17 protein-coding genes and 1 riboswitch are annotated in these 19,026 nt (G+C 42.9%); all 17 genes read right to left on the reverse strand.

The features are described 5' to 3' along the window. Positions 1 to 17: 17 nt before the first annotated feature. The 17 genes from pcrB to RI196_RS16765 all read right to left on the reverse strand — a co-directional run bounded on the left by pcrB (position 18) and on the right by RI196_RS16765 (position 18,923). Complete coding sequence (pcrB, locus tag RI196_RS16685) at positions 18 to 704, reverse strand: heptaprenylglyceryl phosphate synthase (RefSeq protein WP_066250770.1); 687 nt, start codon at positions 702 to 704, stop codon at positions 18 to 20. A gap of 211 nt (positions 705 to 915) precedes the next feature. Next, entirely contained in the window at positions 916 to 1,221 is a 306-nt protein-coding gene (locus RI196_RS16690) for a YerC/YecD family TrpR-related protein (protein ID WP_063388817.1), read from the reverse strand. A gap of 3 nt (positions 1,222 to 1,224) precedes the next feature. Then, complete coding sequence (locus RI196_RS16695) at positions 1,225 to 2,262, reverse strand: DUF3048 domain-containing protein (protein ID WP_311066578.1); 1,038 nt, start codon at positions 2,260 to 2,262, stop codon at positions 1,225 to 1,227. A gap of 37 nt (positions 2,263 to 2,299) precedes the next feature. Continuing rightward, a complete protein-coding gene (locus RI196_RS16700) occupies positions 2,300 to 4,039 on the reverse strand; it encodes an adenine deaminase C-terminal domain-containing protein (protein WP_066250763.1) in 1,740 nt (579 codons plus the stop codon). 372 nt (positions 4,040 to 4,411) lie between these two features. Further along, positions 4,412 to 5,662, reverse strand: coding sequence for a phosphoribosylamine--glycine ligase (gene purD / locus RI196_RS16705; protein ID WP_117017208.1), 1,251 nt, complete (start codon positions 5,660 to 5,662; stop codon positions 4,412 to 4,414). 18 nt (positions 5,663 to 5,680) lie between these two features. Then, a complete protein-coding gene (gene purH, locus RI196_RS16710; RefSeq protein WP_311066579.1) occupies positions 5,681 to 7,219 on the reverse strand; it encodes a bifunctional phosphoribosylaminoimidazolecarboxamide formyltransferase/IMP cyclohydrolase in 1,539 nt (512 codons plus the stop codon). Further along, entirely contained in the window at positions 7,216 to 7,797 is a 582-nt protein-coding gene (gene purN, locus RI196_RS16715; protein WP_066252087.1) for a phosphoribosylglycinamide formyltransferase, read from the reverse strand. The genes purH and purN overlap by 4 nt, the downstream gene beginning before the upstream one ends. Further along, a complete protein-coding gene (gene purM, locus RI196_RS16720; RefSeq protein WP_311066580.1) occupies positions 7,794 to 8,834 on the reverse strand; it encodes a phosphoribosylformylglycinamidine cyclo-ligase in 1,041 nt (346 codons plus the stop codon). Before purM ends, purN begins: the two co-directional genes overlap by 4 nt. 26 nt (positions 8,835 to 8,860) lie before the next feature. Beyond that, entirely contained in the window at positions 8,861 to 10,270 is a 1,410-nt protein-coding gene (purF, locus tag RI196_RS16725) for an amidophosphoribosyltransferase (protein ID WP_063388823.1), read from the reverse strand. Next, on the reverse strand, positions 10,255 to 12,471 hold the full coding sequence (gene purL / locus RI196_RS16730; RefSeq protein ID WP_066252092.1) for a phosphoribosylformylglycinamidine synthase subunit PurL: 2,217 nt from the start codon (positions 12,469 to 12,471) through the stop codon (positions 10,255 to 10,257). Before purL ends, purF begins: the two co-directional genes overlap by 16 nt. Continuing rightward, a complete protein-coding gene (purQ, locus tag RI196_RS16735) occupies positions 12,455 to 13,138 on the reverse strand; it encodes a phosphoribosylformylglycinamidine synthase subunit PurQ (RefSeq protein WP_063388825.1) in 684 nt (227 codons plus the stop codon). The genes purL and purQ overlap by 17 nt, the downstream gene beginning before the upstream one ends. Then, on the reverse strand, positions 13,135 to 13,389 hold the full coding sequence (gene purS, locus RI196_RS16740) for a phosphoribosylformylglycinamidine synthase subunit PurS (RefSeq protein ID WP_063388826.1): 255 nt from the start codon (positions 13,387 to 13,389) through the stop codon (positions 13,135 to 13,137). The genes purQ and purS overlap by 4 nt, the downstream gene beginning before the upstream one ends. Beyond that, positions 13,377 to 14,108, reverse strand: coding sequence for a phosphoribosylaminoimidazolesuccinocarboxamide synthase (gene purC / locus RI196_RS16745; protein ID WP_063388827.1), 732 nt, complete (start codon positions 14,106 to 14,108; stop codon positions 13,377 to 13,379). Before purC ends, purS begins: the two co-directional genes overlap by 13 nt. A gap of 90 nt (positions 14,109 to 14,198) precedes the next feature. Continuing rightward, entirely contained in the window at positions 14,199 to 15,497 is a 1,299-nt protein-coding gene (gene purB, locus RI196_RS16750) for an adenylosuccinate lyase (RefSeq protein WP_063388828.1), read from the reverse strand. Between the two features lie 47 nt (positions 15,498 to 15,544). Further along, positions 15,545 to 16,672 carry a 5-(carboxyamino)imidazole ribonucleotide synthase gene (gene purK / locus RI196_RS16755; protein WP_311067373.1) on the reverse strand — a complete coding sequence of 376 codons (1,128 nt, stop codon included), beginning with the start codon at positions 16,670 to 16,672 and terminating at the stop codon, positions 15,545 to 15,547. Then, on the reverse strand, positions 16,659 to 17,147 hold the full coding sequence (gene purE / locus RI196_RS16760; RefSeq protein WP_063388830.1) for a 5-(carboxyamino)imidazole ribonucleotide mutase: 489 nt from the start codon (positions 17,145 to 17,147) through the stop codon (positions 16,659 to 16,661). The genes purK and purE overlap by 14 nt, the downstream gene beginning before the upstream one ends. 164 nt (positions 17,148 to 17,311) lie before the next feature. Then, positions 17,312 to 17,413, reverse strand: a riboswitch (purine riboswitch). A gap of 184 nt (positions 17,414 to 17,597) precedes the next feature. Beyond that, positions 17,598 to 18,923: an NCS2 family permease gene (locus RI196_RS16765; RefSeq protein WP_063388831.1), complete on the reverse strand. Its 1,326-nt coding sequence runs from the start codon at positions 18,921 to 18,923 to the stop codon at positions 17,598 to 17,600. Between the last annotated feature and the right edge of the window lie 103 nt (positions 18,924 to 19,026).

Genomic DNA, 19,026 nt, shown 5'->3' on the forward strand with positions numbered 1-19,026 from the left:
CCTCATTTTCACTTTCTTTACCCTTTGACAGCGCGGACGGTTTCAAGCGCTGATTGTAAATTTTCATAAATGGCATTCCCGACAACGATGATGTCAGCGTGCTCGGCCATTTCTTTTGCTTGCGCAGCATTTTGAATGCCGCCCCCATAAATAAGCCTAGTATTCGTTAAAACCGATTTCGCTGCTTTTACTGCTTCAACATTGCCGTACGTTCCGCTATATTCTAAATAAAAGAGCGGAAGATGAAACATGTTCTCCGCCATTCTCGCATACGCTTTAATATCATCCAAATTAAGCTCCGTCTTTGCTTCGGTCAATTTTGCCGCTTTGCACTCTCCATTTAAAATGCAATAACCTTCCATTAAAATATCATTCCAGTTCATAATGTCACCAAACTCTTTCATTGCTTGGTGATGCAGCTCCGTAATCCATGTAGTATTTCGGCTGTTTAAAACCGTCGGAATAAAATACAAATCAAATCCTGGAACAATCGATTCTAAATTCGATACTTCCAGCACGCATGGAACGAGAAAACGCCGCACCCGCGAAAGCAAAGAAAGAACATTATCTTCCGTTACATTGTCGCTTCCTCCAATGATAACAGCGTCCGTTTTTGATTCACAAATTTTTTCAAGCTGTTCATCGGAAATGGCTTTATCCGGATCGAGCTTAAACACATGTCTCCACTCGTTCACATCATACATACATAATCCTCCATTTCATATACCATTTCATTATTATATCAAATTATAATAGGACAAAAAAATGGTGAATCAATGAAAGTCTGTAGATGTATTAGAAAGAGTTTTTTTAATATGAGAGGGGGTTTTTTTTAAGCTATGTTGAAGAAGCCTTTCAGAGTTTTAAAAGTTCTAAACTAAAAAAGAGCTGCTGATTTCACCCAGCAGCCCAAATTTATGACGAAGCGTTGTCATCTTTAATTCTTTCAAGCGCCATTGCATAAGCATCATTTCCGTAATTCAAGCACCGCTTTACCCGGGAGATTGTCGCTGTCGATGCACCTGTTTCTGTTTCAATTTTATGATACGTATAGCCTTCCTGAAGCATTCTTGCAACTTCAAACCGTTGGGCAAGCGATTGGATTTCATTGACGGTGCAAAGGTCATCAAAAAAACGGTAGCATTCCTCCAAATCTCTTAAAGAAAGGATAGCCCGGAACAATTGGTCTAACTCTCTCCCCCGCAGCTTGTCAATTTGCATGCATCATTCTCCTTTCTCAGCTGAATTTTGAAAAGCCTTATCCAAATCTGGCACGATATTGATCCAAGTATGGCCGGGAACTAATTTTACTTGTTCTTCATTTTCATAAGGAAGGATGCGTCCGTTCACATTTTTCCAATCGACCCTTTTCATCATACCTTTTTGCAAAAGAATTCCCTCGCCCCCAGAGTTTAAATCAATCGTTCTGCGACCGTAATCATCAAGAAAACGATGATCCGTTTGGACAATAAAAATGTTGTCTAAAAGAACAGGTTCTTCCGTTTCGCGATCGATTGTCAGTTCGTCCCCGGAATACCGCTTATACCGGCCTAGCTGCTGATCGAATACATATTTAATGCGCCATTCCGGTTTAGAACCATAGGAAACAACAGCTTCTAACATTTCTTCTCCAGAAATGCCGCTTATTTCTTCATCTGAAAGAAAAGGCAACGGGGCAACTTCCTTTGTCATTGAATACCCGTTTTCTTTTGCTCCTTTTACGACATTTTCAAAAGAAATATACGAGTTATGAGGAGCTTTCCGGGTTGAATCCCGCCAAAACAGCGTACCATCATAAAACAGACCGTTTAAATAGTCTAGATGCTCTGACTCCAGCATTTCTTTAGCAGTGGGACTCCAGCCGTGACTGATATAAATTGCTTCATACCCTTTACTCAAATCGACAAAATATTCCCGCGCACTTCTGACTGGACCGATAATTTTTGGCTTCTCGCTTTGATAAATGGCTAAAAAGCGCGTGATCGTGCCTTCAGCTAAAGCCTCGTAAACAATATCCGCTTTATTTAATCCTGATTGAGGCCTCGCTTTCGGATGGTTGTTAATCGTGACAGCAATTGGGCGGCTGTCAATGCTTCCGGTCGCAGCATTTCCTGTCAAAGGGCTTACGGCTGTTTCTTTTTCAACTGGCTGATTTTCAGATGATGACGGTTCGTCATTTGTTTTCTCTTTTTCTTTTTCATTTGTGCAAGCTGTTATAAAGACAAAGAAAAGCATCGTAAATAAAATCAATGTTCTTTTCATTCATTCACAACCTTAACTAATTTATCCCTTTTATATTTTAACGTATTATTGTCGGAAAGAGTATTGTTTTTTTCATAACATCATAAATTCCTTCCTGTGTAACCCGGATATATGGTAAATGTGTGCAGGATAAAAAGAGCAGGCTGTGAATCGGGTCTAAAAATTTATAGCCCTTTTCTCGCATAATTTGGACTAAACCATTTTCCTCCTTAATGAGATCTTTAAATTTTTTCGATGACGCAGCGCCGTTAATGTTAAGAGGCATTTCATAAATCACTTGGCCATTTTCCGTTATTACTATTCCCCCGCCGATTTCTTTCAATCTGGAAAATGCATGCATCATATCTTGTTTGTTTTTCCCTATCAACACCACATCTCCAGTCGTTGAATAAGTGCTTGCAAAGCCTTTTATCCCCTTTGCGAAGCCTTTTAACATTGTATTGATCCGCCATTTCCCTTTTTTATCGATGACAGCGAGGAAGCTTTCGTCATGATCTAGCGGAAGTTCATCAACGAAGTTGTCAATAGTGATGGAATACGGCTCAATAATAACCGTGTTTCTCATTTTTAATCCCATCGGCATAGAAAATTGAAGATCATCCATTGTCAAATCCCAATCAAGTTCAAGCGGTGCAACTTCATATTTGTTCCAGTCTGCTTGAGGGAAATGATCAAACACCTGACCGTCCTTATGAATCCATTTCCCTTTCGCCAAAACAGCCACTGGGTTCGGGTTATTTTTCGCTTCCAGAAAATTTATGGAGGCTAACCTACCAGGACCGATTACCCCCAATTTTGAATCAAGCATATAATATCTAGCAACATTGTACGTTGCCATTTTATAAGCCTCAAACTCTGGAATTCCGGCCTCCAGCGCTATTTGAATGGTCTGATTAATCATTCCATTTTCATAAAAAGCAGGCGTTGAACCATCCGTTGTAAAAAACATTTCGTCAAAACGATTAACTCCAAATGCAAGCAGCTCTTCCAACAATTTCGGCAAATCCGGCCGTATTGAAGAATAGCGGAGCGGCACGCTGTATCCGCATAACAATCGATTATATACTTCTTCTCCGCTAATAGATTCGTGATCGGAATCGACACCAAATAATTTCATTTTTGTCAATGTTTTTCGAGAAGCCCCTGGAAAATGGCCTTCTACACGCTTCCCGACCTTTTTTGTCTCATGAATCCAGTGTAAAAACAAGTCATCCCCTAAAAGAAGCTTTGGCCAGCCTGTCAATTCTCCTCCTTGAATAACGGCTGGATGCTCGATCCATTGTTTTACGACATCTGGCGGAATGAGTTGATCTTCTTCTCTGCATTCCGTTTGCAAGTCATAGCGGGCCCACCAAAAAAACTGAACTGGAGAAGATTGCATATCTTCAACAAAAGAAAACGCTTTCTTTTTTGGGAATTGTAATAGCAAAAATAGGTTATCGCATATTAGTGTTGTAGTTCCCGTTTGCGATACATGTTGTGCAAGCGAATGAGGATTATATAATTGAAACGGATGGGCGTGCGGTTCAATATAGCCAGGAACTAAATAAAGTCCTTTGCAATCAAATATTTCCGTATTTGCTGTTTTTTCCGGCTCCTCATTGCCGACATAAATAATGCGGTCTTTATAAATCCAAATATTTGACTTCACCCACTGGTTTAAATATGGATGTAAAAATACTGCATTTTTCAACCACAAGGTTGGTGCTAATCTATTTGAAACGACATCTATATGTTCACGAATTTCATGGGCTTTCCAAAAAGCACCAGATCGCATGATCTGCTCAGTCCTCCTCAATTAAAAGTAATTACTCAAAATAGTGACTCTGTTACTTTATATATTAACATATGAAAAATATTAAAGCACTAAAGTTTCTTACAAAATTTTGAACTTGGGATAACGGTGCAGAGGCTTTCTTGATTGATCGTTTCCTAATAGAAGAAACGCTGGTTTATTTTTAATAATGAGCGGTCAAAATAGGAAGTTGTTTAAGAAGAAGCTATGTCAAAAATACCGATTACATTCCTTTATAAAATGAAAAGGACAGGAACAACCTCCTGTCCCATTGGAAAGGTTTATAAAATATGTGGTAGATATGTCTTTTATTTATTAGTATTCATCGGTTCGGAATATTGAAAGCCAAATTCGTTATAGTGCGCGATAGCCGATGTCTTTACGATAAAACAAACCTTCCGTCTCAAGCTCTTTTAATTGCTTGTACACTTTTTCTTGCGCATTTTTTAAATTATCTCCAAATGACGCCACAAGGTATACACGACCCCCGTCTGTTACAAATTGGCCGCCTTCCTCTTTTGTTCCGGCATGGAATAAAAGGGCATCCGCACCAACCTTTAACAAACCGATCGGTGTTCCTTTCTTATAGCTGCCCGGATAGCCTTCCGCCGCCACAACGACTCCCAACACCGCTTGATCTGTCCATTCAAGTTCAACCGGTTCTCCTTTTAACACTTTCAACATCACATCGATAAGGTCTGATTTTAGTCGAGGAAGAACTACCTGTGTTTCTGGATCTCCAAAACGCGCATTGAATTCAATCACCTTCGGGCCGTCTTTTGTCAGCATGAGGCCGGCATAAAGAATACCGGTAAATGCCGCTCCTTCATTTTTCAAAGCTTTCGCTACCGGCTTTAAAATTTTCTCTACAGACTCATGAACAACATCATCAGAAATTTGCGGGACAGGAGAATAAGCCCCCATTCCACCTGTATTCGGTCCTTTGTCTCCGTCAAAGGCCCGCTTATGATCCTGCGCAATCACCATCGGGTAAATGTTTTCTCCGTTTACGAAAGCCATAAGGGAAAACTCTTCACCTGTCAAAAATTCTTCAATTACAACGGATTTTCCTGCTTCTCCCAGCTTATTTTCCTTTAAATAGCCGGACAGCGTGTCAATTGCTTCTTCATTTGTCATCGCAACAACGACACCTTTTCCCGCCGCAAGCCCATCCGCTTTAATCACAATCGGGGCGCCTTTTTCTTCTACATATTGCTTCGCTTTGGCAAAATCAGAGAACGTTTCATAATTGGCAGTCGGAATGTTATATTTTTTCATTAAATTTTTTGCAAATGATTTGCTTCCTTCAATAATTGCCGCTTCTTTCCTCGGTCCGAATACAGTTAATCCAGCGTCTTCAAATTCGTTGACAATACCGTTCATTAAAGGAATTTCAGGACCAACAATGGTTAAATCAATGTTGTTTGTTTTGGCAAATTGGATCAATTCGTCTGTTTGTTCTTCTGAAATCGGAACTCTTATTGCAACGTCTTTCATACCATCATTGCCAGGCGCGACATACACTTTTTCAACGAGAGGGCTTTTGGCCGCCTTCCAAGCGATCGCATGCTCTCGGCCCCCTTTTCCAATAACAAGTACTTTCATCATCAGTCATCCCCTTTCTTAATGTTTGAAATGACGGACTCCAGTAAAGACCATTGCAATTCCGTATTCATCCGCTTTTTTTATCGAATCTTCATCGCGAATGGATCCGCCTGGTTGTATGATTGCTGTAACCCCTGCTTTCGCTGCTTCTTCAACGGTGTCAGGCATTGGGAAGAACGCATCTGATGCAAGTGCACTGCCTTTCGCTTTCTCGCCAGCCTGTGCAATCGCGATTTTGGCAGCACCAACCCGGTTCATTTGGCCTGCACCAACACCAACGGTCATTTCATCTTTTGCCAAAACAATCGCATTTGACTTGACGTGCTTCACGACTTTCCAGCCAAGCTTTAAGTCCTTCCATTCTTGTTCAGTCGGCTGTCTTTTTGTTGGGATTGAAATGTTCGCGTCATCGAGCGTATAAATATCTTGATCTTGAACAAGAAGGCCGCCGTAAACAGATGTCAGCTGCTTCTCCGGTTGGAATTTTTTCGAAAAGTCGATCGTTAACAATCGAATATTTTTCTTTTTCGTTAATATTTCAAGAGCTTCTTGGCTAAACGAAGGGGCAATGATAATTTCCAAAAAAATTTCGCTCATTTTTTCAGCCGTTTTCTGATCAACTTCACGATTCAGTGCAACAATGCCGCCGAAAATTGAAGTCGGGTCCGCCTCATATGCCCGATTATAAGCTTCAAAAATGGTTTCACCTGCGCCGACGCCGCACGGATTCATATGCTTAACAGCGACCGCTGCCGGTCCATCAAATTCTTTGACAATGCTAAGTGCCGCATCCGCATCTTTAATGTTGTTATACGACAATTCCTTTCCATGGAGCTGGACGGCTTCGGCAATAGATGATGGAGGCGTGATCGGCTTTTTATAGAACGTTGCCTGTTGGTGAGGATTTTCCCCATAACGAAGGGATTGCTTCCTTTCAAATGTCACAGTAATCGATTCAGGCTCTTCTTCCCCTGCCTGCTCTGTTAAATATTCCGCAATCAGTGCATCGTATGCAGCAGTATGACGGAATACTTTGGCAGCCAACTTCCGTTTTGTTTCTATGCTTACTTCTCCGTTCTCTTTCAGTTCGGCTAAAATGACGGGATAATCTTCAGGATCAACGACAACTACTACATCTTGGTGATTTTTTGCAGCAGCCCGAAGCATCGTCGGCCCGCCGATGTCAATGTTCTCGATCGCTTCCTCAAAAGTCACGCCATCTTTGGCAATTGTCTCTTTAAACGGATATAAATTCACAACGACTAAGTCAATCGGTTGAATACCGTTTTCCTCCATCTGCTTCATATGGATATCATTGCTGCGAACCGCTAGCAGCCCCCCGTGAATAACAGGATGCAGCGTTTTAACTCTTCCGTCCATAATTTCCGGAAAACCGGTTACTTCCTGAATTCCAATGACATCTATTCCATTTTCCTCAAGAAGCTTTTTCGTTCCGCCAGTGGAGATTACTTCGATCCCAAGATTGACAAGCTCTTGCACAAACGGAATGATGTTTGCTTTATTAGATACACTGACAATTGCCCGTCTGATTGTCATGCTTTCACCTCTAATTTTTCTAAAATTTTTCCTATTGTTTCAGGATAAAATGAATGCTCGATTTTATGGATTTTCTCTGCAAGTGTATTAGCATCATCATCTTCGCTGATTTCAACCGCACGCTGAGCGATGATCGGGCCTGTATCCATTCCTTCATCAACATAATGGATGGTGACACCCGTAATTTTTACGCCGGCACGGAGCGCTTGTTCAATTGCATGTTTTCCCGGAAATGCAGGAAGCAAGGAAGGATGTATATTCACAATTCTCCCCGCAAAAGCGTCAAGAAGAGTGTGGCCGATTAAACGCATGTAGCCGGCCAGCACGATAAAGTCCACTTGATAGTGCCTCAATTGCTGTAAAATATCTTCTTCAAACTGTTCCTTCGACTCATATTGCTTCGGATCAAAAACAAAAGCAGGAATCTGCTCCTTTTCTGCCCGCTCCACCACTTTAGCACCGGGTTTATCACAAACTAAAAGCATCACATTTGCTTTTAGCTTCCCGCTCTTTACATGGTCTACAATCGCTTGGAAATTAGAGCCGCTCCCGGATGCAAACACCGCGATCCGCTTCATGAAAAAGGCCCTCCTTTCAGCCGAATTCCGCTTCCTTCTTTTACCCGGCCGATGAGAAAAGCCTTTTCTCCCAGCTTTTCAAGCTCATTAAGGCACTGCTGAACAACATCTTCTTCGACCGCCAGAACAAAGCCGATTCCCATATTGAACACTTCAAACATTTCAGACAAATCGATATTTCCTTGCTGTTGAATAAAGGTAAAAATCGGATGAATCGGCCATGAACCGAAATCGATTTCTGCTCCAAGCCCTTCCGGAAGCATTCTCGGGATGTTTTCAATAAACCCTCCTCCGGTAATATGGGCCATGCCGTCAACTTTATATGCTTTCACAAGCGGCAGGACGGAAGAAACATAAATTTTTGTCGGCTTTAGCAATTCTTCTCCGAGCGTTTCGGTTAGAGGCTCGTATATTTCATGTAAATCAAGCTTATTTTCTTCCAAAAGCACTTTGCGAACGAGTGAATAACCGTTTGAATGGATGCCGTTTGATGAAAGGCCGATGAGAAAGTGCCCAGGCTTGATCCGTTCGCCTGTGACAATGTTTTCTTTCTCGACAACACCGACAGCAAAGCCGGCAATGTCGTATTCATCTTCATCATATACGCCGGGCATTTCCGCTGTTTCTCCACCGATGAGCGCACAACCCGCCTGCAGGCAGCCATCGGCAACACCTTTAACAATTTTTTCAATTTTTTCAGGGTCTGCTTTCCCGAGCCCCAAATAGTCCAGGAAAAAAAGCGGCTCCGCACCTTGTGCCAAAATGTCGTTTACACACATAGCCACAGCGTCTATTCCAATCGTATCGTGTTTATTCGCCATAAAGGCAAGCTTCAGCTTCGTTCCCACTCCGTCTGTTCCGGAAACAAGCACCGGCTCCTTATATCCTAAGCTTGCCAGATCAAACATTCCGCCAAAACTGCCGATCCCTCCTAAAACACCGGGACGCTTCGTTTTTTCCACATGCTTTTTCATGCGGCGAACTGCTTCATAGCCCGCATGAATGTCCACACCTGCTTCTCTATACGCTTTGGACATGAATTATCCTCCTTTGGTCTGTCATATTAGCCTTTCTCATGAGGAAGAATCGTATCTTCATAAATGTCTGTCGGATATTTTCCTGTAAAACATGCCATACATTGCCCGCGAAATTCACCTTCATATTTCCTTCCGATCGCATCCAGCATCCCTTCTGTGCTTAAGAAAGCAAGACTATCGGCGCCAATGATGCTGCGAATTTCTTCTACAGTATGAGAAGAAGCGATCAGCTCCTCATGAGTGGAGGTGTCAATACCGTAATAGCAAGGGTTGGCAATCGGCGGTGAACTGATGCGGACATGCACTTCCGTTGCCCCTGCTTCCCGCAGCATCTTGACAATACGCTTCGATGTCGTTCCTCTTACGATTGAGTCATCCACCATGACAACCCGTTTGCCTTCCACTACCCCGCGGACAGGGGAAAGTTTCATTTTCACTCCTTGCTCCCGCAATGATTGGGACGGCTGAATAAACGTACGGCCGACATATCGGTTTTTAATTAAACCGAGCTCGTACGGTATACCGGATGCCTCGGCATAGCCGATCGCCGCAGATATGCTGGAATCCGGAACTCCAGTCACTACGTCCGCCTCTACAGGCGCTTCTATCGCAAGCCGTTTGCCGAGATTTTTTCTTGCAGTATGAACATTTATTCCTTCCACATTGCTGTCAGGGCGTGAAAAATAAACGTATTCCATCGTACAAATCGCACGGTTAATCGTTTTGGAAAAACGTTCGCTTTTCAGTCCTTCACCATTGATGATGATAAGCTCGCCAGGCTCAACGTCCCTTTCGAGCTGAGCTCCAACAGCATCAAAAGCGCAGGTTTCCGAAGCGACAACATATGCATCACCGAGACGTCCGATAGATAAAGGACGGAGTCCGTTCGGATCAAGGGCAATCATCAGCTCTGTTTCCGTCATGATTAAAAAGGCGTATGCCCCTTTAATCATCGTAAGCGCGTTTTTCACTTTATCTTTTAGCTCTAAATAGCCGCTTCTTTTAATTAAATGAGCAAGAACTTCTGTATCTGACGTTGTTTGAAAGATGCTTCCTTGATTTTCAAGCTGATGCTTCAATCCGGAAGCATTCACTAAATTTCCGTTGTGAGCTAATGCGAGACCGCCTTGCTCCGATCGAAAAAGGAACGGCTGGACGTTTTCATAGCCGCCTCCTCCAGCCGTCGCATAGCGAACATGGCCAATAGCTCCTGTTCCTTTTAAATTGTCTACCCCATTGGCAAACACTTCTGTGACAAGTCCTTCCCCTTTAAACCCTGTCAGTTTTTCGCCGTCTGTTACGACAATCCCTGCCCCCTCTTGTCCGCGATGCTGAAGGCTGTGCAGACCGTAATAAGTGATTTGAGCAGCGTCCTTATGACCCCATATGCCGAATACACCGCATTCTTCATTTAGCCCCTTTATTTCAGCAAGCATGGGATAGCTCCTTTCCAAGCTTGTTCTAACTCTTCCACTGATGCTTGAATCAATGTTTCTCCATTGCCGTTGACAATTTTAAGAATTCCGCTGTTTGTGACCGTTCCGATAGCTTCAGCTTGAACAATCTTTTCAAACGCCTCTTTGTTTTCCGGTTTTACGGAAACGACGATGCGGGACTGGGATTCGCTGAACAGCCCTGCCAATGCATCACCGTTGATCGTAATTTCCGCTCCAAGACCCGTTCCGATTAAGCATTCACTTAGCGCAACGGCCAGGCCTCCTTCGGCAACGTCATGAGCCGACTGGACAAGCCCTTCGCGAATGGCAGCTAACAGCTGATCTAAACGTTGCTTCTCTTCTTCCAGGTCAATTTCCGGCGCTTTGCCAAAGATCTTGCCTTCAAGCATTTTTTGCAATTCACTTCCGGAAAATTCCAGTTTTGTCTCACCAAGCAAATAAACGATGCTGCCCGCCTCTTTAAATGATTGCGTTGTAATATGATCTGTATCTTCAATAAGTCCGACCATCCCGACAACCGGAGTTGGATAAATAGCTGTTCCGTTCGTTTCATTGTACAAGGAAACATTTCCGCCAATGACAGGTGTATTTAAAGCTAAGCACGCTTCGCTCATGCCGTCCACCGCTTTTTCAAGCTGCCAAAAAATCTCCGGTTTCTCCGGGCTGCCGAAGTTTAAACAGTCTGTAATAGCGAGCGGCACCGCTCCTGAACATACGATGTTTCTTGCTGCTTCACTAACTGCAATTTTTCCGCCGACTTCTGGATCTAAATATAAATAGCGTGAGTTGCAATCGGTTGTCATCGCCAAAGCTTTTTTCGTCCCTCTGATTCTTAGGACAGCCGCATCAGAACCGGGCGCTACAACAGTGTTCGTCCGCACCATATAATCGTATTGGTCATATACCCACTCCTTGCTGGCTATCGTTGGCTGTTTCAGCAATGCAAGAAGCGTTTCTTTGTAATCGTCAACTTTTGGAACATAGGGCGGCATGCTTTGAAACTGGCGATAATATTCAGGTTCTTTAGACGGTTTATAGTAAACAGGCGCATCTTCCGCAAGCGCATCAACAGGAATTTCCGCAACGATTTCTCCTTTATGAATAAGGCGCAGCATCTTGTCATCTGTAACTTTCCCAATCGGTGCAGCCTCCAGATCATATTTTTTAAACAGATCAATGATTTCCTGCTCCCGCCCTTTTTTAATTACGAGAAGCATTCTTTCTTGCGATTCGGATAACATCATCTCATAAGGAGTCATTCCTGCTTCCCGCTGAGGAACAAGATCCAAGTTCATTTCAATTCCTGAGCCCGCCTTGCTCGCCATTTCTGCCGATGAGCTTGTAAGCCCCGCTGCTCCCATATCTTGAATGCCGACAAGTGCATCAGATTTGATTACTTCAAGGCAAGCTTCCAAAAGCAGTTTTTCCATGAAAGGATCTCCAACTTGAACAGCCGGACGCTTTTCTTCGGAAGCTTCCGACAATTCTTCGGAAGCAAATGTAGCACCGTGAATGCCGTCTCTTCCGGTTTTGGCTCCGACGTACATCACTGTATTGCCGACACCAGTTGCTTGCCCTTTTTTGATATCTTCATGGTTTATGAGTCCGACACACATCGCATTGACCAGCGGATTTCCTTCATAGGAAGCGTCAAACTGCACTTCTCCTCCAACGGTTGGAATTCCGATACAGTTACCGTATCCGGCAATGCCAGCGACAACTTCTTCAAACAAATATTTGACACGCGGGCTTGTAAGTTCCCCAAAGCGAAGAGAGTTAAGGAGAGCGATTGGTCTGGCTCCCATCGAGAAAACATCGCGAATAATGCCTCCGACTCCTGTTGCTGCACCTTGATACGGTTCGATTGCAGAAGGGTGGTTATGGCTTTCTATTTTAAAGACGACGGCTTGATTGTCGCCGATATCAACAATCCCTGCTCCTTCACCAGGTCCTTGCAGCACACGTTCTCCTTTTGTTGGAAACTTTTTTAATACTGGTTTTGAATTTTTGTAGCTGCAATGCTCTGACCACATAACAGAAAAAATTCCAATTTCCGTGTAATTCGGCAATCGTCCTAATATTTTTTCAATGAGGGCAAACTCCTCATCACTAACTCCCATTTGCTTATAAATTTTGTCGTTTTTTATCATTTCTGGACTTGGTTCAAGAATTTGTGACATGAGCTTCCCTCCAACTTCTTACAATCGATTGAAACAATTTCAACCCGTCTGTATTTCCTAAAAGTTCGCTGACTGCCCGTTCCGGATGCGGCATCATTCCAAGGACATTGCCGCGTTTATTTACGATGCCTGCAATGTTATTTAAGCTTCCGTTCGGATTATCTTGATACGTAAAAACAATTTGCTTGTTTGCGATTAACTCTTCAAGAGTTTTTTCATCACAATAATAATTTCCTTCCCCATGTGCGATCGGAATGGTGATAATCTCGCCCTTATCATATTTGTTCGAAAACATCGTTTCGTTGTTTTCCACCTTTAATTTCACAGGGCGGCAAATAAATTTCAGCTTCTCGTTCCGTCTCATGGCACCCGGAAGAAGACCAGCCTCAAGCAAAATCTGAAACCCATTGCAAACGCCAAGTACAGGCTTCCCTTCATCTGCAGCTTTCACAACTTCCTTCATAACATTGGCAAAACGGGCAATGGCTCCGCTGCGCAAATAATCGCCGTATGAGAAGCCGCCAGGAAGGAGAATGCCATCGAAGCCACTTAAATCTTGAGCGTCATGCCAAACGTATTCGACTTCCTCTCCCAGTTCGTCTTTAATGGCATGGTACATGTCAACGTCACAATTGGAACCCGGAAAAACGATCACGGCAAATTTCACTTGACGGCTACCTCCTCTATTTCATAACGGTAGTCTTCAATCACAGGATTTGCTAAAAGCTTTTTACACATTTCGTCTACAATCTCTTCGACATTTCGATCCGTTTTTCCGATTGCTAGCTCCATGTACTTCCCAATCCGAACATCTTCCACTTCATTGAAATTCATTGAATGTAAAGCATTTTTCACCGCATTTCCTTGAGGATCAAGCACACTTTCACGCAATGTAACATATACTTTTACTCTGTACATGGAACTGTACCTCCTAAACGTTTTAAAATCTCTTTATAAGCATCCGTCAAATTGCCGATATCCCGGCGGAATACATCTTTATCAAGCTTTTCATTTGTATGTTTGTCCCAAAGTCGGCACGTATCAGGGGAAATTTCATCTGCAACAACAAGCGTTCCGTCGTTTAGCAAGCCAAATTCAAGCTTAAAATCTACTAGTCTCACGTTTCTTTCATGAAAATGCTTCAATAAAATATCGTTTACTTTGAAAGCTAATGTTTTTATTTCATCCAGCTGCTCTTTATCCGCAAGCTCTAGTAGTTCAATATGGAAACTGTTAATTAAAGGGTCTCCCAGGTCATCATTTTTATAGTAGAACTCAATGATCGGCTTTTTAATCTCAGTTCCTTCGGCAATGCCCAATCTTTTGGATAAGCTTCCTGCCACAATATTTCGTACAACTACTTCAATCGGAATGATTGTCACCCGTTTGACAAGCTGTTCATTTGACGAAATTTTTTGAACAAAGTGGGTCGGAATGCCGTGTTCATTTAACTTTTCAAACAGCAAACTTGAAATTTCATTGTTTAGCTGTCCTTTGCCTACAATCTCAGCTTTTTTCTCCCCATTAAACGCGGTAGCGGAATCTTTATAATAAACAAGAAAAATGTTGGGATCGTCTGTTTCATAAATTTTTTTCGCTTTTCCTTCGTACAGCAATGAGCCCTTTTGAACGGTCATGATCATGCCTCCTAATGCGGAATATTGGCCTTCCATTTTATGTCAAGGGGCAGGGCAGTTTTTGCGATTTGCCGCGCCCCATTTGGACATCTACTGTTCTAACCCGCAGCGTTTAAAAATGTAATCCACATTTTTCAAATGGTAATTGTAATCGAAGCAGTCATCGATTTCTTCTTTCGAAAGCTTTGTTGTAATTTGTTTTTCCGCTTCGATCAGCTCTCTAAACGGAACTTGGCGCTCCCACGCTTCCATCGCTTTCGGTTGAACTAAATCGTATGCTTCTTCACGTGTCATACCTTTATTGATCAGCGCAAGCAAAACCCGCTGTGAGTAGATCAATCCCAGCGTTTTCTCCATATTGCGCTTCATATTTTCAGGGAAGACCGTCAAGTTTTTCACAATATTGCCAAATCGATTTAACATGTAGTTCAACGCGATCGTAGCATCTGGCAAAATGATGCGCTCTGCCGAAGAATGAGAGATGTCGCGCTCATGCCACAATGGAACATTTTCGTAAGCCGTCAGCATCATTCCGCGAATGACCCTTGCCATTCCTGTCATGTTTTCCGATCCGATCGGATTGCGCTTATGCGGCATCGCAGATGAACCTTTCTGTCCTTTGGCAAAAAACTCCTCCACCTCGCGGGTTTCGCTCTTTTGCAAGCCGCGAATCTCAACTGCAAACTTTTCAATCGATGTAGCAATTAAAGCAAGCGTAGCCATGTACTCGGCATGTCGATCACGCTGCAATGTTTGCGTCGAAATCGGCGCCGGCTTTAAACCGAGTTTTTCACACACATACTGCTCCACAAACGGATCAATGTTGGCATAAGTGCCGACTGCTCCGGAAATTTTGCCGACTTCAATCTCTTCTCTTGCGCGTTTAAACCGCTCTAGATTTCGCTTCATTTCTTCATACCATAGCGCCAATTTCAAACCAAACGTTGTCGGTTCTGCATGCACCCCGTGCGTACGCCCCATCATGACGGTGTATTTATGCTCCAACGCTTTATCTCTTAAAATAGCGATGAAATTTTCCAAGTCTTTTTGTAAAATTTCGTTCGCTTGCTTTAGCAAATAAGATAAAGCGGTATCCACGACATCAGTGGAGGTCAATCCGTAATGCACCCATTTTCGTTCGTCGCCAAGCGTTTCTGATACAGCACGGGTAAACGCCACTACGTCATGCCTTGTTTCCTCTTCAATTTGCTTAATTCGGTTCACATCAAATGAAGCACGTTCACGCAGTTTTTTTACATCTTCCTTCGGGATCACACCAAGCTCCGCCCACGCTTCACATGCTAAAATCTCCACTTCAAGCCAAGCTTTAAAGCGGTTTTCTTCCGTCCAAATCGCGCCCATTTCAGGACGTGTGTATCGTTCAATCATTCCTGCAACCTCCTATTGATCTCTCCGTCTTGTTTATGAATAGCTTGTCAAACATTCCAAATTTGAGTCGATTCGATATATGTCAATAGTTCCTCAATTTCATCACTGAAGAACGTAATATGTCCCATTTTTCTGTTGATTTTTGCCTCCGCTTTTCCATATAAAAATAATTTCCCTTTTTTCAGCAGCTCTTCGTTTTTCAACACAGGCTCTAGATGCTGGCCCAGTATATTCACCATAATTCCTTGATGAATGAGCTTCGTGTTTCCGAGAGGCAATCCGCAAATCGCGCGAATATGCTGTTCAAACTGCGATGTTTCACATAAATTTAATGAATAATGACCTGAATTATGAGGCCGGGGGGCGAGCTCATTTATATAAATTTCATCGTTTGCCACAAACATTTCAACTGCCAGCGTTCCAATCAGCCCAAGCTTCGCCGCCAATGTTTTTGCTGTTTCCTCCGCCTGTTCCTTCAACGAATCAGAAATTCTTGCAGGTACAATGCTTTCGTGCAAAATATTGTTAACATGAATGTTTTCGGCAACAGGCAATGTGCTGACTTCACCTGTCACGCTTCTAGTGACAATAACCGAAATTTCTTTGTCGAACGCGATCCATTTTTCCAATACACAGCGTCCGTTCTTCAACAAAGCTTTTGCTTCTTCTATATCTTCTTCTTGCTTTAGTACAAATTGGCCTTTCCCATCATATCCTCCGCGGCATGTCTTTAAAACACTCGGGATGCCTATGTTGGATACGGCTTGATAAAAATCATCTTCTGATTCAACGACTTCATACGGCGCAACTTTTACACCAGCGTTCGCCACTGCTTCCTTTTCCGTCTGGCGATCTTGTGTAATGGCGAGCAGTCTGCTTCCTTGAGGCAAGTAGGCGTTTTGCTCAAGCCAAGTTAACGCCTCGTAATCAATATTTTCAAATTCATACGTTATACAATCGCTCACCTTCGCAAGCTCTTTGATTGCATCCAAATCATCGTAACGGGCTGTGATTTCAATGTCGCTCACTTGGCCGCATGGAGAATTCGGTGTTGGATCAAGCACCGCCACACGATATCCCATATTTTTGGCAGCGATAGCCATAAGTTTGCCTAGTTGACCGCCTCCTATGATTCCAATTGTACTTTGAGGCAAAAGTTTTTTATACAAGCTGATCACTGCTTTCCATGACGTTTTTTCTTATATATTCTCGCCGTTGTTCAAGCTTTTGCTGAACATCAGCATCATTGATTGACAAAATTTGCGCCGCTAACAGACCAGCGTTCACCGCGCCCGCTTTTCCTATCGCCACTGTTGCAACAGGCACGCCGCCGGGCATTTGCACGATCGAGAGCAGCGAATCCAATCCGTTTAACGCGTTTGTTTTAACCGGAACTCCGATGACAGGGAGAGTTGTTTTCGCTGCAACCATTCCCGGCAAGTGTGCTGCTCCGCCTGCGCCTGCAATGATCACTTGAATTCCGCGATCCCTGGCAGTGCTTGCATATTGAAACATCCAATCAGGTGTGCGATGGGCAGAAACAACCTTTTTTTCATAAGGAATATTCATCTCATCTAATATTTCACAGGCATGCTTCATCGTTTCCCAATCTGAAGTGCTTCCCATTATCACTCCAACGACAGGATTCATGGCGATGCTCCCCTCTTTATTTTTAATTATAGGTTGCCACCTTCGTTAAAAATCTTGACAATAATTGAAAGGCATAAAAAAAGCCCGCTTCTGCATTTTCCCTATCAATAAGGGAAAGTAACACAAACCGGGCATAAGCAATATGTATGCTCAGTTGAAAAATCTTGTCGATTACTTTCCCTCATAGTCCAACAATTTACGGTTGTTGGGTAGAAACTTTTGGGCCATATTCCCAAGATTATATGAGGTTTTAGTTTTCATATGCTGTTTTCGACTCCATCTTAACAATGAAAAATCATTATGTCAACGATAAAATCGAACATTATTTTTCTTTAAACCCCGAATGTTCGGATTTTGATGAACCTTGATCATGATCTGTGCCGTTTTGCTGCCTTTTGAAACAAAAGAAAAGGATCAGACAGCATTTCAGTCTGATCCTTCGACTTCTTATTAATTGACAAGAAAGATGAAATAAAGCAGAAATACAATAGATAAACCATACAAAATCGGATGAATCTCTTTTCCTCTTCCTTTCAGAAGCATCGTGATCGGGTAGAAAATAAAGCCGATAGCAATACCGGTTGCGATGCTGTACGTTAATGGCATTGTAATCAAGATTAAAAACGCCGGAACAGCAATTTCAAACTGATCCCATTTTATATGCCCTAAAGATGATACCATTAAAACTCCGACAATAATGAGCGCTGGAGCCGTAACAGAAGATGTAATAACGCTCAATAGCGGCGAGAAAAATAAAGCTAATAGGAAACATCCTGCCGTTATAATGGAAGCAAAACCTGTCCGCGCGCCTGCCGCAACCCCTGCTGATGATTCTACATAAGAAGTGGTTGAAGATGTTCCTAAAATCGCTCCGACAACTGTTCCCATTGAATCAGATACTAAAGCTCTGCCGATTCGCGGAAGTTTATTGTTTTTCAATAACCCTGCTTGATTGGCAACCGCAACCAGCGTTCCTGCCGTATCAAAAAAGTCAACAAACATAAACGTTAAGATTACGACAAGCATTTGTAAAGAAAAAATATCTCCTAAATGTCCTAAAGCTACTCCAAACGTCGGAGCCAAGCTCGGAATTTCCCCAATAATTTTATCCGGTTTTGGAACAAGGCCAAAAATCATTCCGACAACGGCCGTAATCACCATGCCGTAAAACACGCCGCCTTTCACTTGCCGAACCATTAAAATAATCGTAATAGTTAATCCAAAAATAGATAGAAGAGTATTTCCATTCCGCAAGTCTCCCAATCCGACAAGAACAGCGTCATCATTAACAATTATGCCTGCATTTTGAAAACCGATAAATGTGATAAACAATCCGATTCCCGCACCGACTGCATGCTTCAGCTCCGGCGGAATGGAATCAATAATTTTTTCCCGCAATCCGCTAAGCGTCAGCAAGACAAGAAAGAGACCTGAAACAAGAACACCTGAAAGGGCTGTTTGCCAAGGGATGCCGTACGTCAAAACGACAGTAAAAGCAAAGAACGCGTTCAATCCCATACCGGGAGCAAGAGCTACCGGATACCGTGCCACAATACCCATGATGAGTGTCCCGATGGCTGCAGCCAACGCGGTCGCAGTGAAGACAGCTCCTTGATCCATTCTCAATTCATTGGGAAAATCAGCAACAGAGCTTAATGAAAGCGTTGCTGGATTGACAAACAAAATATAGGCCATTGAAAGAAAAGTTGTAATTCCGCCAATAATTTCCCTGCGGTAATTAGTGCCAAGTTCATCAAATTGAAAATATTTTTTCATTATAAAGTCCTCCTACAATTGGCTGTATAAAAAACTTTAAGCAAAAAAATAAGCGCTCCATTCCAAGGATGCGCTTGACCATGAGGTTGCTGAAAGCCCAATG

Source organism: Aeribacillus composti, from assembly GCF_031760945.1.
In the GTDB taxonomy this organism is placed as follows: domain Bacteria; phylum Bacillota; class Bacilli; order Bacillales; family Aeribacillaceae; genus Aeribacillus; species Aeribacillus composti.